The following is a 25493-nucleotide window of genomic DNA, read 5'->3' on the forward strand; positions in this document are numbered from 1 at the left end:
AATTTTTTTAAATATAGCATGATTTCCGCTCACACGTCAACCATTTTTTCTTCCTATCTTTTAAAGTAGGGAGGTTAATTCGATGTCTGGATTTTTATCACGGAACCAATTAATCGCAAATTCATTCTCAAACAAGAATAAAGGTTGATCAAATCGGTCTTTTACCAGCATGCTTCGCGCGGTGGACAGTTTCTCATCCACGTCTTCCGGACGGATCCAGCGGGCAATTTTCTTGCCGATCGGTTCCATAATAATCTCAGAATTATATTCATTCCGCATCCGATGTTCAAATACCTCAAACTGCAGCTGACCAACTGCGCCGATAATGTAATCTTCCATTCGCCAGGTTTTGAAGAGCTGAATCGCGCCTTCTTGAACAAGCTGCTCGACACCTTTATGGAAATGCTTTTGTTTCATGACATTTTTGGCTGAAACACGCATAAATAGTTCCGGTGTAAACTGTGGAAGCTTTTCAAAGGTTAATTTCTTGCTGCCGCTTGAGATTGTATCACCAATTTGATAGTTCCCCGTGTCATATAGGCCAATAATGTCGCCTGCCACAGCACGTGTCACCATTTCGCGATCATCCGCCATAAATTGCGTAGAATTACTTAATTTCATTTGCTTGCCTGTTCGTGTCAGCGTCACATTGATCCCGCGTTCAAATTCACCCGAGCAAATTCGCACAAAAGCAATCCTGTCCCGATGCGCCGGGTTCATATTCGCTTGGATTTTAAAAATAAAGCCTGTGAAATCCTTCTGATCGGCAGCAATCTCCCCTTCATTCGACTCATGCGAAGACGGCTGTGGAGCAAATTCAACAAAGGTTTTAAGGAATGTTTCCACGCCAAAATTCGTCAGCGCACTGCCAAAGAAAACGGGTGTCAGCTCACCAGAAGCAATCCGTTCCCGACTGAATTCATTGCCCGCCTCATCAAGCAGCATAATTTCTTCTAACGCCTGTGTAAAGTAGCTCGATTCCTGTAGTGGATGAGCCGTCTTCAAATCGCCATCCTCACCCAGCGGCAAGAATGCTTCACCTTCTCCGGCACGATGCAGTTCAACCACCCGATGATAGCGATCATACAGCCCTTTCAACTCTTTACCCATGCCGATTGGCCAGTTCATCGGATAAGATTCGATCCCCAGCACTTCTTCCAATTCAGCCAAAAGTTCCAGCGGCATTTTCCCTTCACGGTCAAGCTTATTCATAAATGTAAAGATTGGAATCCCACGCATCCGGCAGACTTTAAACAGCTTGATTGTCTGCGGTTCGATCCCTTTTGCCGAATCGACAACCATGACAGCCGCATCAACTGCCATCAATGTCCGGTACGTATCTTCACTGAAATCCGAGTGTCCCGGTGTATCTAAAATATTAATTCGAAAACCGTCATAATCAAATTGCATCACCGAACTGGTTACAGAAATACCCCGTTGCTTTTCGATTTCCATCCAGTCACTTGTCGCAAATTTACCTGTTTTTTTACCTTTTACAGTACCAGCCGAACGGATCGCCCCGCCAAATAAGAGCAGCTGTTCAGTAATGGTTGTTTTCCCGGCATCCGGGTGAGAAATAATCGCAAAGGTCTTGCGTGATGCGACTTCTTTGGTTAATTCCTGACTCATCTTTTTTCCTCCTAGACTTGTTCACATTTCATAAGTATACCATAAAGCAGGTGCAGGTTGAAATCCCGTTTTCTTTTTCCGCACAAAAAAACATTTCTGCTAAAGAGTACGCAGAAATGCTTTTAAATGATTCAGCTTAACGCTTGTCGAATGTTCTCTTCTATCTCTTCCGGCTTCGTTCGTGAGGAAAACCGTTCTATAATCTCACCATCTGGCCCAATCAGGAACTTGGCAAAATTCCATTCGATTTTCTTTCCGCCCGTTTCCTTGACTAAATACTGATAAAGCGGATCTGCCTCTTTGCCTTTGACTTTGATTTTTTGAAACATCGGAAATGTAACCCCGTAATTCAGCTGGCAAAATTCCATGATTTCTTCGTTACTGCCCGGATCCTGCCGCAAAAACTGGTTACAGGGAAAGCCCAAAATTTCAAAACCTTCCTGCTGATATTTTTTATACAGCTGCTCGAGTCCTTCAAGTTGTGGTGTCAAGCCACATTTACTGGCTGTATTCACTAGGAGCAATGTTTTTCCTGCATAATCTTGAAGCGATTTTTCCTGACCATTCATTGCCGTCATCGTAAAATCATGCACATTCATCAAAATTCCTCCTTATTGGACCATTTCAGAAAGCAAATAGGCCCAAACTAATTTTTCTGTATGATAAAGTGAGTCAGCATGGGTGCGTTCATACGCGTGGCTGGCATCAATCCCCGGTCCAATTAATCCGTGGATCAGATCATGCCCGGCACGGATCGCTGCACTCGCATCAGACGCATAAAATGGATAGATGTCCACCTGATAGTCGAGTGCTTCTTTTTTGGCCAGCTCGATTAGATGCTTTCTCAGGCCGTAGTGATAGGGGCCGCTGCCGTCTTTAGCACAGATTGAAACGGTGTACTCATCTGACTGCTGACCGTCCCCAAGCGCGCCCATATCAACTGCCAAATATTCGACTGTTTCCGGTGGGATGTTGGAATTTCCGCCATAACCAATTTCTTCATTATTGGAAATTAGGAAGTGCGTTGTATAAGGCAGTACAATTTTTTCATCATGAATCTTTTCAATTGCCTGCAGCAAAATGGCTACGCTGGCTTTATCATCTAAATGACGCGACTTGATAAAAGCATCATCAATGATTTCTGTTCGCGGGTCAAATGAGACAAAGTCCCCCACCTCAATGCCCAGCTGGCGCACTTCTTCTGCTGAACGAACTTTGGCATCAATGCGCACTTCCATGTTGGCTGTATTCCGCTCAGCTGTTCCTGCATCTTGATAAACATGAACACTGGTTTGGTGGATTAAAATCGTGCCGGAAAATTTTTGGCCGTCTGCCGTTTCAATCAGACAGTACTCGCCTTCAATCGCGTTAAATCTGAAACCGCCGATTAATGAAAGCCGCAATCGACCGTCCACTTTGATTTCCTTGACCATTGCGCCGAGTGTGTCTACATGGGCTGTCAGCATACGATGTTTCTGCTTATTTTCTCCTTCCAGCGTAACAAACAGGCCACCTTTGTGATTTTTTCGTGTGGAAATTCCTTTTTTCTCCAGCTGATTTTGAATTGTTTGAATGATTTGTTCTGTATGGCCGCTTGGACTTGGAATTTCAGTTAGTTCTTTGATTCTTTGCATGGTTATACGAGTGTCTGGTTCAAATTGCACGCGGATTCCTCCTTCTTATTCTTCTTTATTATAACGAAATAAGGACTGTTTTGTGAATAAAAGCGCTCCACTACATTCCCAAAGTCCCCCGCATATGCTATAATTCGGTTGGAATAAAGGAGGGGCTTTTTTGGAACAAACAAAAAGACAAGCTGTCACAGTCGCCGTTTTTGTGGCTACTTTTATGGCAGCAATCGAAGGAACGATCGTCAGTACCGCCATGCCCACGATTGTCAGTCAATTAAACGGGATCGAACTCATGAACTGGATTTTTTCAATTTATCTGCTTACTTCATCAGTCACCGTCCCAATCTATGGCAAGCTTTCTGATCTTTATGGACGAAAAATCATTTTTATCGTGGCAACCATTATTTTTATTGTCGGCTCATCGCTCTCAGGCTTTGCGGACAATATGTGGCAGCTGATTCTTTTTCGAGCCATTCAAGGAATCGGTGCCGGCGGGATTTTACCTTCTACGATGACAATTATTGCCGATATCTATCCTTTTGAAAAACGAGCACGTGTACTGGGATTAATGGGTTCCGCTTGGGGAATTGCCGGTGTTTTCGGACCGCTTTTAGGTGGCTTCCTTGTCGATCAGCTGAGCTGGCATTGGATCTTCTTTATCAATGTGCCTGTTGGGATTATTGCCATCATTTTAATTGGGATTTACTTGAAAGAGGATCTCGATCATGTGCGCCAACCAATCGACTATCTGGGGACAGCCGTTTTCACAGTCGCTTTGCTGGTGCTACTATTCGCCTTGCAGCGGGCCGGTGAAACGCTCAATTGGACCGAACCGCTTGTCCTTATTCTGCTCGGTGTGGCTGTTATTCTTTTTATTTCTTTTTACTTCGTGGAAAAACGGGCGCTCGATCCGATCATGCCTTTCATCCTTTTTAAAAATCCAACTGTTTTGATTGGCAACTTGATCGGCTTTTTATTCAGTGCTTTTTTGATCGGGATCAATGTGTATATTCCAATGTGGGCACAAGGCATGCTTGGGCACGGAGCCACGATTGCCGGACTGATGATTGCGCCGCTTTCGGTCACTTGGATTATCGGCTCGTTTGCTTCTGGACGAATGCTTGAAAAAATCGGCAACTTGCGTACAGTGGGAATCGGCAGTCTCGTGATTACACTGAGCGGTTTCTTTTTGGCACTCTTCCCAGCAGCCACAGCAGATATCTATTTTTACCTTGTGAGCGCGCTAATGGGGCTCGGCTGTGGGATTATTTTTACCACAACGATGGTCACCGTTCAAGATGCTGTCCCTAAAAGTCAAACGGGGATTGCCACAGCTTCTAATACACTTTTCCGGACGGTAGGGCAAACGATTGGTGTCGCTGTTTTCGGAACGATTTTCAATTCTGTTCTGGCATCCGCTTTTCGTGCACAGCAAACTACCGGCATCAATCAGGCGAATCTCAATTTGCTTATCAGCCCTGAAACAGCAGGCAGTCTTGATGCGAGCTTGATTGAACCTTTGCGAGACATTCTTTATCAAGGGCTGCACACCGTATTTTGGGTCATGTTCGCCCTTTGTATCCTCAGCTATTTGATTCATTTCTTCTTGCCAAAGCATCAAAAAGTGCAGGCAAAATAAGTGCCTACAAAAAAAGACAGCGACAATCTTTTGAGGGATCCCCCAAAAAGATTGTCGCTGTTTTTTCTTCTGCTAGTCGATCGTCACTTGAACAATCCAGTCTTCCGGCGGTTCAATGTCGCCAAATTGGATGCCGCATAGCTCATCATATAGCTTGCGTGTGATCGGGCCGACTTCCGTTTCCGAATAGAAAACATGGAAATCCTCTTTCGTTTGGATGCCACCAATTGGCGTAATCACTGCGGCTGTTCCGCAAGCGCCGGCCTCTTTAAAGTCATCCAGTTGATCAATATATACGTCGCCTTCTTCTACCTCAAGACCAAGACGGTGCTCAGCAAGATAAAGAAGCGAATATTTGGTAATACTTGGCAAAATCGAAGGAGAATATGGTGTGACGAAACGATCGTCTTTTGTAATGCCAAAGAAGTTCGCCGCTCCAACCTCTTCAATTTTTTTATGGGTAGCTGGATCTAAGTAAATACAATCGGCAAACTGACGCTCTTGAGCATTTTTCCCAGGCATCAAACTAGCGGCATAGTTCCCACCGACCTTGGCTGCCCCCGTGCCATTTGGTGCCGCACGATCATAATCTGAAACCACAAAGTTAGCAGGTGCAAGACCGCCTTTAAAGTAAGCCCCAACCGGCGAACAGAAAATCGTGAAAATATATTCCGGTGCTTTATGGACGCCCAAATTGTCGCCCACACCAATCACAAGCGGTCGTAAGTAAAGCGTCGCTCCAGTCCCATAAGGCGGGACAAATTTTTCATTGGCGCGCACGACTTCTTTACAAGCCTCAATAAATTTTTCAGTCGGTACTTCCGGCATCAAAAGGCGCGAACAACTGCGCTGCATCCGCTGTGCATTTTGATCAGGACGGAAAAGGTTGATGGAGCCATCTTTTGTCCGATATGCCTTGAGACCTTCAAAACATTGTTGGCCGTAATGAAGTGCTGTAGATCCTTCACTGATATGCAAGACATTATCTTCTGTCAGGGTTCCTTTGTCCCATGCCCCATCTTTCCAATAAGAGATGTAGCGCTTGTCTGTTTTGATATAATCAAAACCCAGTTTCTCCCATTCAATCGCTTTACTCACATAAATCCCTACTTTCTTTAATCTCAGTTTTGCAAGATGTTCTTGTTCTTTCAAGTATAGCACAATCTTTTGAACCGTAAAGCAAGAATTTTAATCCAGTGGCAAAAAAAGTGAATTAACAATATTTTCACTCTTTTATAAAAATATAAGCAAAATATACTTCCTTTTTTGATGATTCATGTTAAAATAAAATCATTATTCCACAACTGGCAAAAATTTTTAGGAGAGGAGCGAGTCATATGGCAGAAGGAAAACTACTGGAAGAAAAAGTAATGAGTAAACAATTAAACGAGGAAGTAGACGTACTTATTTATCTCCCAAAGGATTATTCTCCGCTTTATAAGTATCCCCTGGTAATTGTGCAGGACGGCAAGGATTACATTCGTTTTGGCAAGGTGATTCGTTATGCAGATGAGTTGCAACAAAGCGGCTTGATGGAAAAGGCAATTTTTGCGCTCCTTCCCTATCAAACGGTCACTGACAGACGCAGAAAATATCATCCAGAAGGCGAGCAAAATGAGGCCTACATCCGCTTTTTAGCCCACGAATTTGTTCCCTATTTAGAAAATCGCTTTTCGTCCTTTCAAATGGCAGGCACGCGGTTTTTGATGGGCGATTCTCTGGGGGCCAGCCTCTCGCTGAAAGCCGCTCTGAAATATCCTTTTACGTTTGGCAATGTGATCCTTCACTCTCCACTCATCACCGAGGAACTGCTTGAGAGGACGGAAAATGCGGATGCTAGCAAGTTGAAACTTTTCCATGTCATCGGTAGTGGCGAGACGGAAGTGGAAATGACGGACGGCAAGCGGGCAAACTTTTTAGCACCCAATTTGGCCTTCCACAAGCTGACCGTTCAAAAAGGCTTTGAGCAGCAATTTTACCAATTTGACGGTGACCATCGCTGGAAATACTGGCAGCCCTTTGTCAAAGAGGCTTTGCTCTATATGATGCCCGCAAACAGCTTTGATTTAGAAAGCATGAGCGTTTAAAAGAAGGGAGATTTTATTTTGACAGTCAAAAAAGTCACAACCGATCAGGAAAAACAAGATGCCCTCCGTATCCGACAAGAAGTTTTTGTTCAGGAGCAGCACGTTGCCCCGGAGCTTGAATGGGACGAATTCGATGATTTACCATCCACACTGATGTTCGTCGATTATGCGGAGGACGGAACAGCTCTGGCAGCGGGTCGTTTTCGCGTCACAGAAGGTTATGGAAAAGTCGAACGGATCTGTACACAGAAAGCAGCCCGAAAACAAGGGGCTGCAAAACGTGTGATGGAAGCGATCGAATACGAGGCACGCATGAGAGGACTACCCCAATTAAAGCTTGGTGCCCAGATTACAGCCATTCCTTTTTACGAAAAATTAGGCTACCACGTGATTTCCGATTCTTTTCTCGATGCAAACATTCCGCATAAAATGATGGCGAAAACACTCGCTTATGAATCCTGACCACCTGCACATGCGGGTGGTTTTTTTATGATTTTGACATCACTTTCTTCTATTATATGATAGATCTTGCCTGCTGATGACATCCACCGTTCCATCTGCCCGTCCAACGATTACCCGATCCGCCATGTCTATAAAAAGCCCTGTTTCGACAACACCTGGAAGCTCAACCAGTGCCGCATGGAGTCTTTTCGGCTCCTGAATCCGCCCGATCGACAAATCATAAATAAAGTGCTGATTGTCGGTGACAAATGGCTCTCCATCTCCTCGCAGCCGCAAATCAGCCGGCTCACCTGTCAACTTTTCGAGCATAGTCGCCGTCTGCAAATGACCAAAAGGCACCACTTCAACGGGTAAGGGAAACTGACCGATTTCAGCAACGAGCTTACTTTCATCGATAATCCAACTGGTTTGCCGACTAAATGAGGCCACGAGTTTTTCGCGAAGCAGTGCCCCACCCCCGCCTTTGATTCCATTCAGACCGTCGTCCACCTCATCCGCACCATCAATGGTCAGATCGATTTGCTTCACTTCATCCAATGATTTCATTGGAATCCCCATTTCCATGGCTAATTTTTCCGTGTCTTTTGATGTAGCTACCCCTGTCAGCCCCATTCCTTGCTGAACCAGCTCTCCTAATCGGCAAGTGGCATAGTAGGCGGTACTACCCGTCCCAAGTCCTACTATCATGCCATTTTCAACGTATTCGCATGCTTTTTCAGCTGCGATTTTTTTCATATTTATCATTCTTTAACCTTCCTTTAGGAAAACTTTACTTTCCCTTACCTTGCATACTTTGTAAGTTTTCCTTGTTTTTAATCTATGACGAAAAACGTGATAAAACCTTGATTTAATGCGAATTCATGAACATCTTCCTCATTATTGTATCCCTTTTGAGTGCTTTTTTCTAATTGTAAGCGCTACAACCTTACAAAAATGTAATTAGACAATTAACGTTACATGCGTTACATTAAGTAAGTAATAAGGAAATATTTGTAACACAACAGTAACAAAAGGTGGGAATGCTATGGAAAAAGTCAAACTTTTTTTTCATAAACCTGTAACCATTTTTATCTTAAAAACAGTCTTTTATCTAGCGGTTTTGGTAGGTCTTCTATGGTTTTACGGTTTTAATAATCCAAACGGAACAAACTTTATTTATAACGAATTTTAATAGAAAGGATGAGTATGATGAGTCTTCAAACAATGATGACCACGATTTCTGAAAGAATTGATGAATGGGGCTTACGGACAAGTAAAGCAGTTTGTTATGAATATCAAGATCAAACGCTCACTTACGGAGAGCTGAAAAACAAATCAGATGCATTAGCATACTTTTTACAGGATGAATATCGTCATATTGACAAAGAACGTCCAGTCCTTGTTTATGGACATATGGATCCACTGATGCTCATCTGTTTTATCAGTGCCAATAAGACGGGGCGTGCTTACATTCCAGTTGATACGTCCATGCCCGCTGAACGCATTCAACAAATTATCGAAGCGGCAAATCCTATCCTGTTTCTTGCAACAACAGATTTACCGCAAGATTTAACCATCCCCTCTTCAGTAGAAATGTTTCCTGAGCGGGCCCTACAAAATCTAATCCACATTTATCATATGCAAACGCCTGATCCAAAGCTTTTCGTTCAAAATGATGATAATCACTATATTATTTATACTTCTGGAAGTACGGGCATGCCAAAAGGGGTTCAAATCTCCCAAAATAACTTGATCAGCTTTACCAATTGGCTATTGCAGGATTTTTCTTTCCAGGAAGGCATGCGGATTTTAAACCAAGCGCCCTACTCTTTTGATCTATCTGTTATGGATCTTTATCCGGCCCTGCTTTCAGGTGGAACGCTTGTACCACTGGATAAAACCATTTCAGCTAATCTAAAAAAACTTTATCAGACGATTCCAAAGCTTCATTTGAATGTCTGGGTCTCAACGCCCTCCTTTATTGATGTCTGCCTGTTAGATGCTGATTTCAATCACGAAAATAATCCTGATTTAATAAATTTCCTTTTCTGTGGTGAAATTTTAACGAAGGAAACGGCTCGTGAACTTTTGCGGCGGTTCCCTACTGCCAACATCTACAATACGTATGGCCCAACTGAGGCGACGGTCGCTGTCACACAAATTAAAATCACAGAGGAGCTGATCGAACGCTATCCAAGCCTTCCGATCGGCCAAGTAAAACCAGATACGGAACTGATCATTGTTGATGAGACGGGAGAAGCTGTCCCTGATGGTGAAAAAGGGGAAATCGTCCTGATTGGCCCTAGCATTTCTAAAGGATACTTGCATGAGCCTGACAAGACCGCACAGGTGTTCAAGCCGCATCCTCCTTTTCTAGCCTATCATACCGGCGACTGCGGTGCCAAAATCGATGGGCATCTATTCTTCTACGGTCGACTAGATTTCCAAATCAAATTGCACGGCTATCGAATTGAGCTGGAAGATATTGAAAACCATTTGAAAGAAGTTTCCTATGTCCGCCAAGCAATCGTCGTACCGAAAACCCGTGATGGCAAAGTAGACTGCTTAGTCGCTTTTGTTACCCCACATGAGCATTCATTCCAAAAAGAATATCAGTTAAGTTCAGCAATCAAAAAAGAATTACAAGACAAGATGCCTACCTATATGATTCCAAGAAAATGGATCTACACGGAACAGCTCCCATTGACTGCTAACGGAAAAATCGACCGTAAAAAACTAGCTGCTGAGGTTAACGAATGAGTGTTCCATATGGTTCGATTGAATATTTCGGCGTACTGTTTCTTTTCCTAGCGCCGATCATCATTGCTGGCTTAATGGGGAAACGGCTCCCCGTCTATAATGCTTTTGTCACACTGCTTTTCATTTATCTGATGTTTTCAAGTAATGTCTACCAAGGCGTGGCATTTATTATCTTCATCTTTTGGCAGCTGATTGTTGTCCGGCTTTACTTCAACTATCGGCGCGTCCAAAATAAAAACCACGGCGGCATTTTTGCTCTAGCAGTCCTTTTCTCCATCTTGCCGCTCGTCCTTGTAAAAGTAGAACCGTTCCTTGCCCATCATGTTTCTCTATTCGGCTTTTTAGGGATTTCCTATTTGACCTTTAAGTCGACAACAATGGTTATGGAAATTCGCGACGGACTCATCAAGGAGTATCAGTCTTTTGAATTTGTCAACTTCTTGCTATTTTTCCCGACACTTTCATCCGGACCGATTGATCGGTTCCGCCGCTTTAAGAAGGACATGGATAAAACGCTCGACAAAGAGGCCTATTTAAAGCTTCTCAATGGCGGGATCTTCCTTGTCTTTCTCGGGTTCTTATATAAATTTATCATTGCCTATCTGGTGCATAAATATTGGCTGATGCCGCTCGAGCATGACTTGATGCATCACGTTGATTTTGCCCAAAGCTTGATCGGTTACATGTACGCGTATAGTATGTATCTCTTCTTCGACTTTGCCGGTTACAGTGCCTTCGCTGTCGGGGTCAGCTATATGATGGGCATCCAAACACCGATGAACTTTAACAAGCCGTTCTTGGCGCGCAATATTAAAGATTTCTGGAACAGATGGCACATGACACTTTCTTTCTGGTTCCGTGATTTCATCTTTATGCGCCTCGTTTTCTGGCTGACAAAGAAGAAATGGTTTAAAAGTAAATTTACAATTGCCTACATCGCCTATTTTATCAACTTTATGGTAATGGGCGCCTGGCACGGGCTTCACTGGTACTATCTATTATATGGTTTCTATCAAGCGCTGATGATTGTCGGCTTCGACATTTTTGAGCGTATCAATAAAAAATACAAGTTTTATCCAAAAAACAAAGTGACCTACGTGATCGGCATGTTTATTACATTCAATTTCGTCTGTCTCGGCTTCCTGATTTTCTCAGGTATTTTGGATAAAATTACATTCTAAATTAGACAAAGGTGGTAAAAAATTATGGCATTTCGTGATGACGTATTAGAAATTTTAGAGGAAATTGCAGAAACAGAAGAAGTAAAAGAAAACACCAATATCCGCTTATTTGATGAAGGTTTGCTCGACTCTATGGCTACGGTTCAGCTGCTTGTTGAAGTTGAAAGTCGCTTAGATATTACCGTGCCAGTTTCAGAATTTGATCGCGAGGAATGGGCAACTCCAGAGATGATCATCCATCAGCTTGAGGAATTGAAGTAATGAAAAAGAAACTCTGGATGACATTTGGTCCGATACTTGTGAGCGGGATTTTGTTCCTGTTCCTGCTATTCGGGCCAAGTGCTTTATTTGATCACGTATCGAGTCAAACCGTGAAAAAAAGTGCGACTTCGATGAGCGAAAATGTCATCCAGGGAGAGCTGATTCAGAAAAAGGCCATAGACAGTGGCAACTATCTGCCAATCTTTGGTTCTTCTGAGCTCTCTCGTGTTGACATGTTTCATCCAAGCGTATATGCCCAAAAATACGGGAAAGATTACACCCCGTTTCTCATTGGACGGCCTGGTACGCAGTCACTCTCCCACTACCTGGATATCAATGCACTGGGCAGCAGCTTAAAAGGAAAAAAAGTCGTATTTATTTTATCTCCGCAATGGTTCCAGCCAAAAGGTGAAGATCAAAATCTATTCGGCGCAAATTTTTCACCGCTGCAAGCCTACACATTCGCGCTTTCAGACAGCAAGCCAACAGCCGAACGGCGCTATGCAGCTAAACGCCTGTTGGAATTCAATACGGTTAAGAGCGATTCCATCCTGAAAAACCAGCTTGAAAACATTGCAGCAAATGGACCTAAAAAACCGCACAATGAAAAATTGACACGTGCAGCGGCTGAAGTCCAATATAAAGTGTTAGTCCGCCGCGATGAACTGGAGTCCAAAATCGTCTCTGATTCTAAGCAAGGAAAAGTCGACAAAGGGGCTAGTGCCTTGCCGAGTGGACTTAGCTACGAACAATTGGATCAACTAGCGAAAGAAACTGGTCAGGAATCTACCGGAAATAATCCTTTTCAAATTAAGCAAGGCTACTATGATAAAAAAGTCAAGCCGATTGAAGATAAATTAAAAGACAGCCGAAAAGATTTAAGTTATGTCGAATCTCCCGAATATGGCGACCTGCAACTTGTCATGGATGCCTTTAAACGAGCTGGTGCAGATGTCCTCTTTATCAATCCGCCTATTAACGGGAAATGGGTTGATTACATTGGGATGAACCACGAAATGCTGGCTGAATATTATCAGAAAGTCGGCGATCAAATTCGCTCCAATGGTTTCCAATATGTCTCCATGGAACAATATCAAAATGATCCTTATTTCTTGGAGGACCCGATCCATCTTAGCTGGCGCGGCTGGGTGCAAGTCGATAAAGCAATCGATCAATTTATGAAACAGCCCTCCCCAAGCAGCTATCCCAAAACACCGCGTAGCTACTATTTGAAGCAGCAGCGGGAACAAAAACCTAAAGAGAACTAGTGTGTGTGCAAAATTCTTTTCTATATAAACTAAAAAGCGTTGAAGCTCTCTTCAAATGGAGCCTTCAACGCTTTTTTAGCTATCAAAAAGAACAGGCATGGTACGAAAGCAGCTGTCCATTTTGACAGTTATTTCTTTGCCATGCCTGTTCTTAAGTTGTTTAGCCGTTATTAGAACCCGATAATGTGGTAGCCGCTATCAACATGGATGACTTCCCCTGTGATCCCTCTAGAAAGCGGGCTAAACAGGAAGAGCGCCGTATCGCCAACCTCTTCTGGCTGAGTGGCACGTTTAAGCGGTGCTTTTTCTTCTACAATGCCAAGTGATTTTGTAAAACTACTTACACCTCGGGCAGAAAGTGTGCGAATTGGTCCAGCAGAAATAGCATTCACCCGAACACCCAATTTACCTAAATCAACAGCTAGATATTTCACGCTTGCATCTAGGGCTGCTTTTGCCACACCCATGATATTATAATTTTCTACCACACGCTCTCCACCTAAATAAGTGAGCGTCAGCAGGCTGGCATCCTCTGTCAGCATGTCCAGATGCTTCAATGTCCGTGCAACCGCTGTAAAGGAATAAGCACTGATTTCATGCGCCTGCAGGAAGCTTTCACGATCCACTTCCATGTAATCGCCACTTAAATAATCCTTATTAGCAAAAGCAATACAGTGCGCTAAGCCGCTCAGCTTGCCATTTTCACCTTTAATGGTTTTAAATGCTTGATTGATTGCCGCTTCGTCTCTTACATCACACTGAACAATCTGTGGCGTTTGGTTGACCTCAGAAAGACCCGTTGTCAATTCTTCAATACTTTTTTTCGCACGGTCAGCTGCATATGTAAAGACCAGCTTTGCACCAGCTTCATCAAGTGATTTGGCAATAGCCCAAGCAATGCTTCGTTTATTGGCCACACCCATTACAACATATGTTTTTCCCTCTAATGTTAGATTCATGTTTTTTCCTCCTATTTTTCATGCCTCTTATCGGCTCGCTTAAAATACTCCAAAGTTTATTTTACATGACTTCGGATGAATTTGAAATCTTTTTTGTTTGTTTTAAAATGTTCTGCATGTCGAGCGGTAGCGGCGCTTCAAAAACCATATATTCCTCTGTCAGCGGATGCAAAAGATGCAGATGGTAGGAATGCAGCGCTTGCCGTGTGCATAGCTCAGTCGGTCCCTTATACATCTCATCACCGATCAGCGGATGGCCGATATGGCTAAAATGAACGCGAATCTGATGTGTCCGTCCTGTCTCAAGTGAAATCCGCAGATGATCGAAACCCTGATAGGACTGAATCCGCTCGTAGTTTGTCTTTGCATATTTCCCTTCCGGCGTCACAATTCGCTCCATAATGCTGACTGACCGCCTGCCGATGGGGGCCACAATGGAACCAGAAGCCTCTGTCAGCTGTCCTGAAACAAATGCCTGATAGCGGCGCTTTAGATCACCGCGTTGCAAGAATTCGCTTAATCTGGCATGGGCAAAGCGGGTTTTAGCCAAAAGCATGACGCCGGACGTCTCCCGGTCAAGCCGCGTCACAATATGGACGGCCGAATCGATGCCTCTCGTTTGATAATACCCTTTGACATAGTTGGCCACAGAGCCCGTTGGATGATACTGCGCTGGAATCGACGCCATGCCTGCCGGTTTATTTAAAACAAGCAGAAAATCGTCCTCGAATAAAATCTCAAGCGGGCCAAACTCAGGCAGTAAGCCCTCACTTTGTTTTTCTTTTGGAAAAGTAACCTTGACCTCGTCGCCGGCTTTTACTTTATAGAGAACATTTTCTTCCTGTCCATTTACTTCGATGCGCCCGCCCGGTTGATGCTTCACAGATGCGAGCAGCTGCTTGGAAATGTGTTTGCGTTTCAGGAAGGTTCGCAGCAGAATCCCTTCCTCCACTTGTTCTACTTGCCAATTCAGATACACGTAGCTCCTCCTAGTCTTCAATAAAGGAATCGTGCACGCGTTGCCAGAATGGAAATTGTCTAAAGCGGGCAAATTGTGCTTTTTCTTTGGCCACTTCATAACGAATCTCGCTAACATCGCGGTGCAGGATACTCAGATGGTCGATCGATATTTGAAAATCCTTGTCATTCACAGGCTGCAGCCGAACTTCATGATGATCGGGAAATATCAGCGGGCTCCCAATCGTCCGGTAGACGCGATTATTGATGGAAGCCATCTCGGTCAGCTGCATCGCTGAGATGGATGGGTGCATCAGTGCCCCGCCGAGCGACTTATTGTAGGCTGTTGTACCGCTTGGTGTCGACATGCACAACCCGTCGCCCCGGAACCGTTCAAAATGGCTGTCATTGATCAGAACATCAACGACAAATGGTCCGCCACTACTTTTGATAGTCGACTCATTGAGCGCCACATATTTGGCTTCTTTTTTGCCTAATCCATAGCGGACGGTGGTTTTTAGCAGCGGATAGCTCACAACACTGTAGTCCCCTTCAGCAATCAGTTTCACCAGTTTGTCCGCCTCGTGGGGGCGCCAATCGGCATAGAAACCCAAATGCCCCGTATGAATCCCCAGAAAAACGGTTTCCGACAAACGATGTTCATACTCATGAAAGGCGGCCAAAAGCGTCCCGTCTCCACCTATAGAAAGAACCAGCTCCGGCTCGCGCTCATCATATTCCATGTCATAATCGCGAAATTCCGCAATCATTGAAAGCCGCAGCAGGTTGCTTTTTTCATCCCCTTTTGAAAAAATTACATATTTCACTCGTCGCACTCCTTCTATCCGCGAATTTCATTTTTTTGGCAGTAGATGCCGCGGCTCATTCTTGTCTTTTTGAATTTCTTTATTCTTTGAAAAGTAAGCTTGGGCTTCGCGCACTTCCTGTCGAATCTGTCGCATTTCTTCATCCAGTTGGAAGGCTGCCTCTGCCGCACGTTTTAACCGGCGATTAATGGCTTCTGGAAACTCACCTCTATATTTATAGTTCATCGAGTGCTCGATCGTCGCCCAAAAGTTCATTGCCAGTGTCCGAATCTGGATTTCAACCAAAATCCGCACTTCTCCTGCAATCGTTTCAACGGGATATTCAATCACGACATGATAACTGCGATAGCCGCTTGGTTTTTTATTCGCAATATAATCTCGTTCCTCAACAATCCGGAAATCATTTCGCTGGCGGAGCAAATCGACCACGATCTCGATATCATCCACAAATTGACACATCATCCGCAAGCCTGCAATATCCTGCATCTCTTCTGCCAACTGATCAAGTGGAATATTTTTTTGCATCGCTTTATCTAAAATGCTGGCAACAGGTTTCACCCGACCGGTTACAAATTCGATGGGCGAATGGTTATTTTCAAGCTGAAACTGTGTGCGCATTCCTTTTAGTTTTACCTTTAATTCATCGACCGCTTGTTTATACGGCGCTAAAAAATCTTCCCAATGGTTCAAGAAACTCACCTCTTGTGAATAATTAGACGATTCATGTTGCATCCATCCACTATTTTACCATACTTTACATATGGCTTTCCCGTCTGGCGTGATTTTTTGCTTGTTTTTTTCTGCTTATGTTACTATAAGAAAAACAGCTTGTTTGAAAAAACGTAAAGGAGTGCTGAAAATGGCGCAAGAACTGGAAATTGAATTTCGCAATTTGATCACAAAAGAAGAATATCAGACTCTAACGAAAGCATTCAAGGTCAAGGAAACGGATTTCTTTGAGCAAACGAATTACTATTTAGACACCGATACATTTGCCTTAAAAGAAAAGCAAAGTGCGCTTCGCATCCGCAAAAAAAAGGATTATTATGAGCTAACACTCAAAACACCTGCAAATAAAGGCCTTCTTGAAACAACACAAATCCTCGGTGCCGACCAAGCCGACTCAATTTTAAAAGGTTCCTATATTCCAGTTGGCCAGGTACGCGATGAACTTTTGAAGCACGGGGTTCGTCATGAAGAGCTCGTTGTCTTTGGTTCGCTTAGAACGATTCGGGCAGAAAAAGCGTATAAAAAAGGGCTCCTAGTTTTCGATCAAAATTTTTACGGCGACATAGTAGATTATGATCTTGAGTATGAAGTAACAGATGATGTTCGTGGACAAAAGATCTTTTCAGAGCTACTTGCTGATTATGCGATTGTGGAATCACCTGCACCTAACAAAATCGAACGGTTTTATAATAAAATTTATAAAAGCCAACATTAAATGTAATATTTTCAAGTATAGATATCAAAGGGTTACAGAAAGTCTCTTTATTTGAGTGACTATTATTTGTTAAATTTGTTTTTCACTGCTACAATAAAGTTAGAGTTATTTTCTTTAAGAGATTATCGGTTCCATACAGCCGAAAGAATCTACAGCAGATATAGAGACAGAAAGTTTCCTAATTGAGGAACGTCAGAATTTGAAAATCAGGTGATAGCAATGATTAACCAAAATCTATACTATAAATCTGTTGCCAGCTGTAAGCCTATTGAAATCTACCTTTTTTTTGATCCAACTTGTGAAGACTGTTGGACGATGGAGACCAATATCAAGCGGCTGCAGATGGAATACGGAAATTATTTTAAATTGAGATATGTTTTGCATAACAATCTTCAAACCTTTGTTTGTAAAAAGAAGCGGCATGAGGAAGGCTTTGGCGAGTTGAAGGAGCAGCAAGAACAGGCACGCCTTTCTTATATTTCCTGTTTGGCAGTAAAAGCAGCCGAGCTTCAAGGCAAAAAATTGGGGATTGATTTTTTACGAAAAATTCAAGAAGCCTATTTTTTGGAAGGAAAAGATATCTCAAATGACGACGTGCTTCGTGAAAAGGCGCGGAGTATCGGCTTGGATTTGGCCGAGTTTGAAAAAGATTTTTCATCCAATATTGCCAAACGAGCTTATATTGGCGACCAGAAAGTTGCCCATGAAATGGAAATTTACGAAAATCCGACCGTCGTTTTCTTCAATCGAAACATTGAAGATGCTGGTCTAAAATTAACGGGGCTTCATCGCTATGAAGTTTATGTACACATTCTGTCCGAGCTTCTCAACCACTTCCCGGAACCCGAAGAACGTCTTTCCATGGAAGAATATATCGCAAAAGTACGCGTGACTTCGACCGAAGCAATGGCGCAGTATTACGGGATGGATGTTTGTCAAATCGAACGTCAGATGAAGAAATGGCGACTTCAACAGAAAGTCACATCCGTTGAAATGGCAGATGGTCAAATTTTATGGCAATATCTTGGCAATTATGAACCAAACGAATAGGGTGCGTAACTCGCATCCTATTTTTTTATGCCATGAATGGACACTTTTGCGTTACACATAGTGCGTAAATTCCCCACAAAAAAAAGAAGCAACTCCCCCAAGCTGCTACTTTTTACATGGCCCGCAAACGTTCAATCCGCGCGGCAATCGGCGGATGTGAGTCGAACAGACCCGGCTTTTCTTTTTTTGATTTTAGCGGGGAGGCAAAATAGATGGATTCACTCGCCGCACTGACTTCTTCCATTTTCTCAGGCGTCTGGCTAATTTTTTCAAGCGCCTTAATCAGACCTTCCGGATTGCGTGTTAATTCAACCGCACTGGCATCAGCCAAAAATTCCCGATTTCTTGATAAGGCAAATTGAAGAGCCGTCGCAATAACCGGTGCTAAAATCACAAAAACCAAGGCGACCACATAGATCACAAGCTGCACCCAGCCATTACTATTGTTGTTATCACTACTTTTCCGGTCATTCCCTCTCCCCGTTAAGCTTCCCCAAAAAAGCATTCGCATCGCCAAATCACTTAAAATCGCAATCACAGCCACCAGGGCGATGGCGATCGTTGACAAGCGAATGTCAAAATTGCGGATATGCGAAACTTCATGCGCAATGACACCTTCCAGCTCATATCGATCTAAACGTTCGAGAAGCCCGGTCGTAACAGCCACCGCACCATTTTTAGGTGATGTGCCGGTAGCAAAAGCATTCGGACTTGCATCATTTACCATGTAGACACGCGGCATTGGAATACCCGCTACCATAGCCATACTTTCCACCGTCTCAAACAGAACCGGCGCCTCTTCTTTACTAGTAATCTCATGCGCATGATTCATCCGCATTACAACAGCCGAACTTTGCATCAGCATCAATCCGATATAGATGATTCCAATCAAAGTCGCCCAAAGCAGGCCGGTTACATAGTTGTTCCAGACAAGAATCCCAATCGCAGCACCAACTAGCAGTACAAAAAGAAAGAAGCCGATAACGATAAAAACTGTTTTTCGTTTATTCGAAGCGATTTGTTCAAATAACATGCCGCTCTAGCCCCTTTTCTTTTAAAATTGTACTTTTGGTACCTCACGTTCCGGTTCTGGAATACTCAACATTTCTCGTTTGGTGAAGCCATGCATTTTCGCAATGATATTCGTTGGAACGGATTCAATCTTCGTGTTATAAGTCATAACCGTCGTATTATAAAGCTGACGTGAATATGCAACTTTATTTTCTGTAGAAGAAAGTTCGTGCTGCAATTCAATGAAGGATTGGTTGGCTTTTAAATCTGGATAGGCCTCTCCTAGTGCAAAGATCGACCGCAGTGCACCTGTCAGCATATTATCTGCTTCGATTTGCTCCTGCCGATTGTCACTTGGCGCCTCCATCATTTTATTGCGCGCTTCGATCACTTGTGTCAGGGTTTCTTTTTCGTGCTTGGCATACCCTTTCACCGTTTCCATCAAATTAGGAATCAAGTCAAAACGTCTTTTTAACTGTACATCAATTTGTGCCCATGTTTCTTCCACACGATTGCGATATTTGACTAGGCTGTTATAAAGTCCAAAATAAACCAGCACAAGTACAACTACCACAACGATGGCAATAATCCAGCCAATCATTTTTTTGCCTCCTTTTCTCTATTTGGTACTATTATAGCCTATTTAGTCAATTTGAACCAGCTTCAGTAAAAAAATTCACTTTTTCTTCCGCATAAAATAAAACGGGGCAACTGGACGATCTACCACCATTTTGACCGTCATCATCGCATTGGGTGCCCGGTCAATGGCCTCGCCGTCTTCATTCCATATTTGTTCGACCGTTTGCTTAAATCCTGTATCGCCCGGTCCGTAAAATTCAATTTCATCCCCCACACCAAAATTATTGCGCTGTTGCAGAGTGGCAATTTTTGTTTCTGGGTCATAGGACAGCACCTGCGCCGCAAAAGCATATTGTGGAATCTTGCGCGTCTTGCCGAATAACTGCTCATCTTCGGTCGGCTCTTTATAAAAGAAGCCCGTCGAAAGTTCACGCTGAGCCACCTTCCACAGCTCTTCCTCCCAAGCTGGATCAAATGTAAAATTCTCCGGATCGGCACAGTACGTATCCACCACTTTCCGGTAAATACTGGCCACCGTCGAAACGTAGTGAATCGATTTCATCCGTCCTTCAATTTTCAAACTGTCGACACCCGCTTCCACCATATCGGGAATATAACGGATCATCGACAAATCGACTGCACTCATAGAAAACGGCTCTTCATCTTCGTCCACAAGATTTTGCTTTTCGCCATGTGCCACTTCAAACAAGTCATATTTCCAGCGGCAGCTCTGCGCACAGCCGCCCCGGTTGGCATCCCGATTCGCCATATGATTCGATAACGTGCAGCGCCCCGAATAGGAAATACACATAGCCCCATGAATAAAGGCTTCCATTTCAACATCCGTGTGCGCACCCATCTCCTGAATTTCCTTCATGCTGACTTCCCGTGCCAAAACAACACGCTCAAGCCCGCGTTTTTTCCAAAATTCAAGTGTTTTATAGTTGGTCGCAGAAGCTTGTGTGGAAAGATGAACCGGCAGTCCGGGTGCATGTTCAAAACAAATCTGAATGAGGGCCGGATCAGAAACGATTACGGCATCAATCCCGATTTCCCTCAGCTTGAGGAAAAAAGCACCTGCTCCTTCTGTATCCCCCACATGGGCAACCATATTGGCTGCCACGTAGACCTTGGCTTGATGACTATGGGCAAAAGCGACACCTTCTTCCATTTCTTCATAGCTGAAATTTCCAGCGCGCGAACGAAGCCCGTAAGCCTGTCCACCAATATATACAGCATCCGCTCCATAGCGAATGGCAATTTTCAACTTTTCTAAATTACCGGCTGGTGCAAGCACTTCCGGTTTTTTTGTGATTGTTCGCATGATTTACCCCCATTATTTCACTTCATTCGGATCTTTCAAATAAAAACCAGCGCTCAGCTGACGTGTTTTCGGCTGACAAGCTGTCAGTCGGTTCACAAACGTCTCGGCGATAAATTCACCCTGCTGAATGGCTTCTTTCGCTTCAACAAAAACTCGAGCAATTTGAACGAATTCGTTTGGTTCATTCAGCACGCCATCAAGTTTCCACGTTCTGACGCCCGCTTCATAAAGTTCCAACAGATAGGGCATTAAAGAAATATCTTCTGAACTAAAAATATGCGTCCCATTTTCATCTTCATAGATGGGCAGCATACTGTCCGCATCACTCGGCTCCCGCAAATACAGACCGCGTTCCTTCGATGTCTCTTCCTCTAACTCGGCAATATGATAATAGTTGGTTAGGAGCTTGCGTTTCGACTGATGGATGCAGGTAGGTCCATAAGTAAGTACCTCAACTGGAACCGCTAGTTCTTTTTGGATGGCAAAAATTTCCGGGCGTGTCAGCTCACGTGCTAAAACAGCTCCAGTTGCGCCTTCTTGTACCCAGAAAGAAATCTGCTCAGCACTGGTGACAAAGGTTTGAGCGTCATAGATAAAGGGCAGTGAAAGCGCTAATTCCTCCAACATAAGGATGACGCCCGGATCGCCACAACTGATGGCATCCACCTGCATGTCTGCTAATGCTTGTAAGAATTCCGGCAAGTCCACCAAGTGCTCATTATGCATCAAGCCATTTACCGCCACAACGACCCGCTTGCCAGCATGATGTGTGATGTTTGTCACTTCACGTATCTCTTCAAGCGAAAAAGAACCGGCTAGTCGAAGTCCAAAACGGCTGTTCCCGATATAAAGTGTATCTACCCCCGCGCGAAGCAGTTGTTCAGCCTGTTCTATCGAGGCTGCTGTCGCAATGATTTCCATAAATTTCTCCTCATTTCTCCTAAAAGCTTACTTGACTAATGTATCATAACTTTAAGCCCCAAACAATGGGCTTTTCTCATTAATTGCTTTCAAAAAAAGGTGAAACAAAATTAAAAAAGAACCTAAAATTACGCAAAAATCCATTTCAAGAAATGGCTCAAATGCTTAACCTCAGGTTCTTTTATTTTAACTATTACAACTTCCATCACCCAATAACAACTTATTGATCTAACTCTTCACGCGGATCTTTCTCTTTAGGAGCTAAAAATCTATTCCCCAGAATATCAGTCATATATTTATTGAAAATCTTTATTTTTTTTGTAATCGTAATGGCCATAGTAACTGTAGCTGGTTCTTTTATCGGTTTTGTTTTTATTTTATTTTTTGCCCCTTCATCTTTTGACCAAAATCGATATTCCTGCAGTTCATCCTTGTTGGTTCCAAATTCTATTATATCTCCTCGATATAAACTAAAACAAAATGACATCTTGTCTGTAATACCCTCTTTTTCCAAGAGTTTTTTATATGCATCTACGTTTATTTTGTAAGATTCTTTTTCATAATGAAACATATTATATTTTATTCCGATAAGGTGAAAACGCTTTTCAGCTGATTCATAGAATACATCAGCACGATAAGGAGTGATTGATTGCAGCACCACTTTTTTCCCATTCTTAGGTGGTGTAGCCTCGTTCTTTTTACTAATTTCTATTCCCTGACCATAAATACCATCAATATATTTCAAATCAAATATCTCCGGTCCATTCCCTTTTTTACTATATTTCCGAATGGCTCCATGTTCTTTCTTATACTCCGCAAACGGATTTTTAGCAGTAGGATATGTTTTTATCACCGATTCTAAAATAGCAAAAGTCTGAGGATCATGTCTACACATCAAAAATTGCGTTTTATCTTTCTCATAACGGTTTTTAAATTTTTCCGTATAGAAATTATCATCATAAATATTTTTAAATTTCTTCACAACATAGTCTTTATTATCAACTTTTCTAGTTGAATATATTGTTGCATCACTAACTTTTCTATTTGGCTTTTTGCTCACCATATGTGAATATTTAATCTCAGCTTCTATGTCAACTAACTGGTTTCGGAAATTATTCATGGGCTCAGCCTTTGCAAGTGTTATAAACTCTTCCTTATCAAGAATTGGGAAAGTCTCTTCTGTAGTCCTGGCGAAGGGAAGTCCAGACTGCGTGACATCATAGAATGATGAGACCTTTTTCCAAAGTTTCATCCGATCTGTTGCAGCTACAATTAGCGCATCAATCGCATGGTGCGTATAGCTTTCGCTTCGGTCTTTATAAATATTCCACTTTCCTCTTTGCTGTGATGTAAACTTTCCACGAACAACTTTTACCTTCGTTTTCCGCTCATGTGCATCAAAATAATTCTGTAACGCATTTAAAACTACTCTAGAAGCATATCGAGTATCTACCAAGTTACGAGCAATAAAACCTTGCCGTACTTCCCACTTATTGATGTCTTCTTCCATTAACAGCAAATCTTTTTTGGTTCTAGTAATCGTTCCTTTGCCCTCTTTAAATAATTCAAAAACAAATTGTTTAAAATCTGCATATGTCCAACCTTTATTTTTATTTTTATAATAATAAAATGGCGACCTCTGGCCTTTTTTTTGATTTTCTATTGTATAGCATAACACTTTATTGTTTATACCATCGTCTAAAGAAATAGATTGCGGAATAATATGGTCAATCTGAAATTTCTCTGGATGCTGTATTAAATCTTTAACGTCTATTTTTTTGCCACTATAAATGCACTGTTCTTTCTGTTGAGCCAATAATCGCAGCTTCAATGCTAACTGTTTATGGTTATGAAAAGCATTATCATCAAAATTATACTCTTTTTTTGCACGTTGAATAGCTGCTTTTTTTTCTTTCTCATTATTTGCTTGCATTTTATCAATTTCTTTTTTCTCCTCTATGCTTGAAACAAACTCTCGTGGCATTTCCACAACAATTGAAGCCAAATCACCATATCTTTTTAATATTTTATTGACAATTCCAAGCGTCTGTCGTATTGACCGGGCTGCAATGGGATTATAAATTTCGTTCAATGCCTCTTCAACTGGAATATATTTGCAATTTTTCAAATGCCTCCTATTATTTGCTTGTATTCCACGTTCATGAATAATTTGCATTTGATTCTTTGGCGCTACATATAATTCAGGAATCATTTCATTCATAGCCTTCAAAGATAAAGAATGCCATTTAGAAAAATTGCCTTTTTTCTTCAAGTTTATGCAAACCCCAATAATAGAATCGCTCAACTGTGGAATCTTTTTACGTATCTGTGCGCAAATTGCAGATGGTTCAGTGTTTAAAGTTAAAATATAGGCTAGTTGATCATAGGTATCTCGTGAAAACTGACAATTAGAGATCCCCGCATCTTTTAATGCCTTTTGGATGTTTCGATAAACTTCAAAAGTATGGAATTCTGGTTTCTCATCTTTACCAATTTTATATCCTTTAATGTCATCTTCTTGACAATCAGCAACCTTACTAATAAGTTTAATCATTTTAGTTGGACCAAAGGTGGAACTGTTTAATATTTTCTCAATAATTTCTTCTTTTTGCGCTTTATTTAGCTTCTCACCTTTGATTTTAAGATTATTTAAATCGTCAAGCACATTAAATTCCTGAGCTGTATAAGAAGCTCTAGCCGCTCTCAACTCATTTGGATATACACTGCACTTGCCAATTAATACTTCAAATAAGTTGTCCAATGTTGTTCCATCTGTTTTAAAGCGCCCATAATTAGTACGTGATTTTTCACTACCGGGACCATCATAATATTTTCTTTTTCCTGTCAAAATATTTATGTATGCATCAATAAATTTCTTGTCTATTTTAGAATAATATTTTGATTGTTCCCTCAAGAGTTCTCTGGCTTCTTTTTCATAAGCAGAGGTCGGAAAAATATTTACTAAGTGTTGTACTTTTTCATCACTATTGACTGTAACTATGCCACGTACTTTCCCATATTTTTCAAAACGATCTAATTGAATTTCACACGGAAGTTTTTCCTTGAGCAAATCAGCATTTATTTTTAAATCACCTTTTATCTCCGTTTCATCAACATCATCCAAATAAGAAATGCCACGTCTTTTAGCAAGGTGAAACAAAGCAACGAAAAGCTCTTCGGAATTCAATTGCTCACGCAAGCCTTTTACTCTTAATTTATATGGATTATAATCATCACGAACATCTGGTTTATAAATTTCAGCATCCATCAACAATTGTGTCATTCTTTCACGTCTATGTTTCTTTCTTCGTGTTAATCGCCTTGCACCCCTAGCATCCCTACGTTCCATATTTTGCGAAGCCGTCGCACTATTAAATAGTCTCACTCCAGCATCAACGATTCTACCATCATCTCCATCAATAAGTCCCCAACCGACAGAAGCTACCCCAACATCTAACCCTAAAATTAAATTTGACATCTCTATTCTCCTCTACTGTTGTTATTAAATATATGTTAAATAAATT

24 protein-coding genes are annotated in these 25493 nt (G+C 42.3%); 10 read left to right on the top strand and 14 right to left on the bottom strand.

All coding sequences use genetic code 11. The annotated features are described in order from the left end of the window. Positions 1–60: 60 nt before the first annotated feature. The 3 genes from CS921_RS09405 to CS921_RS09415 form a co-directional block, all read right to left on the bottom strand. Positions 61–1629, bottom strand: a complete 1569-nt coding sequence (locus tag CS921_RS09405; RefSeq protein WP_099223234.1) for a peptide chain release factor 3 — start codon at positions 1627–1629, stop codon at positions 61–63. A gap of 131 nt (positions 1630–1760) precedes the next feature. Beyond that, positions 1761–2228 carry a glutathione peroxidase gene (locus CS921_RS09410; protein ID WP_099223236.1) on the bottom strand — a complete coding sequence of 156 codons (468 nt, stop codon included), beginning with the start codon at positions 2226–2228 and terminating at the stop codon, positions 1761–1763. 12 nt (positions 2229–2240) lie between these two features. Further along, on the bottom strand, positions 2241–3293 hold the full coding sequence (locus CS921_RS09415; protein WP_099223238.1) for a M42 family metallopeptidase: 1053 nt from the start codon (positions 3291–3293) through the stop codon (positions 2241–2243). Between the two features lie 130 nt (positions 3294–3423). On the opposite strand from CS921_RS09415, the gene CS921_RS09420 reads away from it, so the two are divergent. After that, entirely contained in the window at positions 3424–4899 is a 1476-nt protein-coding gene (locus CS921_RS09420; protein WP_099223240.1) for an LM6179_1298 family efflux MFS transporter, read from the top strand. 72 nt (positions 4900–4971) lie between these two features. On the opposite strand, the gene CS921_RS09425 is transcribed toward CS921_RS09420, so the two are convergent. Beyond that, a complete protein-coding gene (locus CS921_RS09425; protein WP_099223657.1) occupies positions 4972–5997 on the bottom strand; it encodes a branched-chain amino acid aminotransferase in 1026 nt (341 codons plus the stop codon). Positions 5998–6236: 239 nt separating this feature from the next. Between CS921_RS09425 and CS921_RS09430 the strand changes: the two genes are divergently transcribed. Then, the gene (locus CS921_RS09430; protein ID WP_099223242.1) at positions 6237–6986 is read left to right on the top strand and encodes an alpha/beta hydrolase; all 750 of its coding nucleotides are present in this window, start codon (positions 6237–6239) and stop codon (positions 6984–6986) included. An 18-nt stretch (positions 6987–7004) separates the two neighbouring features. Further along, entirely contained in the window at positions 7005–7448 is a 444-nt protein-coding gene (locus CS921_RS09435; RefSeq protein ID WP_099223244.1) for a GNAT family N-acetyltransferase, read from the top strand. A 39-nt stretch (positions 7449–7487) separates the two neighbouring features. On the opposite strand, the gene rpiA is transcribed toward CS921_RS09435, so the two are convergent. Continuing rightward, entirely contained in the window at positions 7488–8192 is a 705-nt protein-coding gene (gene rpiA, locus CS921_RS09440; protein WP_099223246.1) for a ribose-5-phosphate isomerase RpiA, read from the bottom strand. Between the two features lie 280 nt (positions 8193–8472). Between rpiA and CS921_RS09445 the strand changes: the two genes are divergently transcribed. The 5 genes from CS921_RS09445 to dltD are packed head-to-tail and all read left to right on the top strand — an operon-like array spanning position 8473 to position 12897. Then, a complete protein-coding gene (locus tag CS921_RS09445; RefSeq protein ID WP_099223248.1) occupies positions 8473–8619 on the top strand; it encodes a teichoic acid D-Ala incorporation-associated protein DltX in 147 nt (48 codons plus the stop codon). 32 nt (positions 8620–8651) lie between these two features. Then, positions 8652–10187 (top strand): D-alanine--poly(phosphoribitol) ligase subunit DltA, encoded by a 1536-nt coding sequence (gene dltA, locus CS921_RS09450; protein ID WP_099223659.1) that lies wholly within the window; start codon positions 8652–8654, stop codon positions 10185–10187. After that, positions 10184–11368 carry a D-alanyl-lipoteichoic acid biosynthesis protein DltB gene (gene dltB, locus CS921_RS09455; RefSeq protein ID WP_099223250.1) on the top strand — a complete coding sequence of 395 codons (1185 nt, stop codon included), beginning with the start codon at positions 10184–10186 and terminating at the stop codon, positions 11366–11368. Before dltA ends, dltB begins: the two co-directional genes overlap by 4 nt. A 24-nt stretch (positions 11369–11392) precedes the next feature. Next, positions 11393–11629: a D-alanine--poly(phosphoribitol) ligase subunit DltC gene (gene dltC, locus CS921_RS09460; protein WP_099223252.1), complete on the top strand. Its 237-nt coding sequence runs from the start codon at positions 11393–11395 to the stop codon at positions 11627–11629. After that, positions 11629–12897 (top strand): D-alanyl-lipoteichoic acid biosynthesis protein DltD, encoded by a 1269-nt coding sequence (gene dltD / locus CS921_RS09465; RefSeq protein WP_099223254.1) that lies wholly within the window; start codon positions 11629–11631, stop codon positions 12895–12897. Before dltC ends, dltD begins: the two co-directional genes overlap by 1 nt. A 170-nt stretch (positions 12898–13067) precedes the next feature. Here dltD and fabI read toward each other — a convergent pair whose 3' ends face one another. The 4 genes from fabI to yjbM all read right to left on the bottom strand — a co-directional run bounded on the left by fabI (position 13068) and on the right by yjbM (position 16330). After that, entirely contained in the window at positions 13068–13856 is a 789-nt protein-coding gene (gene fabI, locus CS921_RS09470) for an enoyl-ACP reductase FabI (RefSeq protein ID WP_099223256.1), read from the bottom strand. A gap of 61 nt (positions 13857–13917) precedes the next feature. Then, positions 13918–14835 (bottom strand): RluA family pseudouridine synthase, encoded by a 918-nt coding sequence (locus CS921_RS09475; RefSeq protein ID WP_099223258.1) that lies wholly within the window; start codon positions 14833–14835, stop codon positions 13918–13920. Between the two features lie 10 nt (positions 14836–14845). Next, positions 14846–15640 carry an NAD kinase gene (locus CS921_RS09480; RefSeq protein WP_099223260.1) on the bottom strand — a complete coding sequence of 265 codons (795 nt, stop codon included), beginning with the start codon at positions 15638–15640 and terminating at the stop codon, positions 14846–14848. A 27-nt stretch (positions 15641–15667) separates the two neighbouring features. Further along, entirely contained in the window at positions 15668–16330 is a 663-nt protein-coding gene (gene yjbM / locus CS921_RS09485) for a GTP diphosphokinase (RefSeq protein ID WP_099223262.1), read from the bottom strand. A 169-nt stretch (positions 16331–16499) separates the two neighbouring features. Here yjbM and CS921_RS09490 point away from each other — a divergent pair, with 169 nt between their 5' ends. Beyond that, positions 16500–17084 carry a CYTH domain-containing protein gene (locus CS921_RS09490; RefSeq protein WP_099223264.1) on the top strand — a complete coding sequence of 195 codons (585 nt, stop codon included), beginning with the start codon at positions 16500–16502 and terminating at the stop codon, positions 17082–17084. 219 nt (positions 17085–17303) lie between these two features. Then, positions 17304–18134 carry a protease adaptor protein YjbH gene (yjbH, locus tag CS921_RS09495; RefSeq protein ID WP_099223266.1) on the top strand — a complete coding sequence of 277 codons (831 nt, stop codon included), beginning with the start codon at positions 17304–17306 and terminating at the stop codon, positions 18132–18134. Positions 18135–18246: 112 nt separating this feature from the next. On the opposite strand, the gene htpX is transcribed toward yjbH, so the two are convergent. From htpX to cas9, 5 genes are all read right to left on the bottom strand, one after another. Beyond that, positions 18247–19167 (bottom strand): zinc metalloprotease HtpX, encoded by a 921-nt coding sequence (gene htpX / locus CS921_RS09500; RefSeq protein ID WP_099223268.1) that lies wholly within the window; start codon positions 19165–19167, stop codon positions 18247–18249. A gap of 21 nt (positions 19168–19188) precedes the next feature. Then, entirely contained in the window at positions 19189–19746 is a 558-nt protein-coding gene (locus CS921_RS09505; RefSeq protein WP_099223270.1) for a LemA family protein, read from the bottom strand. A gap of 75 nt (positions 19747–19821) precedes the next feature. Next, positions 19822–21048: a peptidase U32 family protein gene (locus tag CS921_RS09510; RefSeq protein WP_099223272.1), complete on the bottom strand. Its 1227-nt coding sequence runs from the start codon at positions 21046–21048 to the stop codon at positions 19822–19824. Positions 21049–21060: 12 nt separating this feature from the next. Beyond that, on the bottom strand, positions 21061–21969 hold the full coding sequence (locus CS921_RS09515) for a peptidase U32 family protein (RefSeq protein WP_099223274.1): 909 nt from the start codon (positions 21967–21969) through the stop codon (positions 21061–21063). A 220-nt stretch (positions 21970–22189) separates the two neighbouring features. Further along, entirely contained in the window at positions 22190–25447 is a 3258-nt protein-coding gene (gene cas9, locus CS921_RS09520) for a type II CRISPR RNA-guided endonuclease Cas9 (protein ID WP_099223276.1), read from the bottom strand. Between the last annotated feature and the right edge of the window lie 46 nt (positions 25448–25493).

Source organism: Listeria costaricensis, from assembly GCF_900183385.1.
GTDB classification, from domain to species: Bacteria; Bacillota; Bacilli; order Lactobacillales; family Listeriaceae; genus Listeria; species Listeria costaricensis.

Bases quoted from the DNA above. Each gene is read 5' to 3' on its own strand.
- CS921_RS09405 (WP_099223234.1), bottom strand. From the start codon at position 1,629: ATGAGTCAGGAATTAACCAAAGAAGTCGCATCACGCAAGACCTTTGCG.
- CS921_RS09410 (WP_099223236.1), bottom strand. From the start codon at position 2,228: ATGAATGTGCATGATTTTACGATGACGGCAATGAATGGTCAGGAAAAA.
- CS921_RS09430 (WP_099223242.1), top strand. From the start codon at position 6,237: ATGGCAGAAGGAAAACTACTGGAAGAAAAAGTAATGAGTAAACAATTA.
- rpiA (WP_099223246.1), bottom strand. From the start codon at position 8,192: ATGATAAATATGAAAAAAATCGCAGCTGAAAAAGCATGCGAATACGTT.
- CS921_RS09445 (WP_099223248.1), top strand. From the start codon at position 8,473: ATGGAAAAAGTCAAACTTTTTTTTCATAAACCTGTAACCATTTTTATC.
- dltA (WP_099223659.1), top strand. From the start codon at position 8,652: ATGATGACCACGATTTCTGAAAGAATTGATGAATGGGGCTTACGGACA.
- dltB (WP_099223250.1), top strand. From the start codon at position 10,184: ATGAGTGTTCCATATGGTTCGATTGAATATTTCGGCGTACTGTTTCTT.
- dltC (WP_099223252.1), top strand. From the start codon at position 11,393: ATGGCATTTCGTGATGACGTATTAGAAATTTTAGAGGAAATTGCAGAA.
- dltD (WP_099223254.1), top strand. From the start codon at position 11,629: ATGAAAAAGAAACTCTGGATGACATTTGGTCCGATACTTGTGAGCGGG.
- fabI (WP_099223256.1), bottom strand. From the start codon at position 13,856: ATGAATCTAACATTAGAGGGAAAAACATATGTTGTAATGGGTGTGGCC.
- CS921_RS09490 (WP_099223264.1), top strand. From the start codon at position 16,500: ATGGCGCAAGAACTGGAAATTGAATTTCGCAATTTGATCACAAAAGAA.
- yjbH (WP_099223266.1), top strand. From the start codon at position 17,304: ATGATTAACCAAAATCTATACTATAAATCTGTTGCCAGCTGTAAGCCT.
- htpX (WP_099223268.1), bottom strand. From the start codon at position 19,167: ATGTTATTTGAACAAATCGCTTCGAATAAACGAAAAACAGTTTTTATC.
- CS921_RS09505 (WP_099223270.1), bottom strand. From the start codon at position 19,746: ATGATTGGCTGGATTATTGCCATCGTTGTGGTAGTTGTACTTGTGCTG.
- CS921_RS09510 (WP_099223272.1), bottom strand. From the start codon at position 21,048: ATGCGAACAATCACAAAAAAACCGGAAGTGCTTGCACCAGCCGGTAAT.
- CS921_RS09515 (WP_099223274.1), bottom strand. From the start codon at position 21,969: ATGGAAATCATTGCGACAGCAGCCTCGATAGAACAGGCTGAACAACTG.
- cas9 (WP_099223276.1), bottom strand. From the start codon at position 25,447: ATGTCAAATTTAATTTTAGGGTTAGATGTTGGGGTAGCTTCTGTCGGT.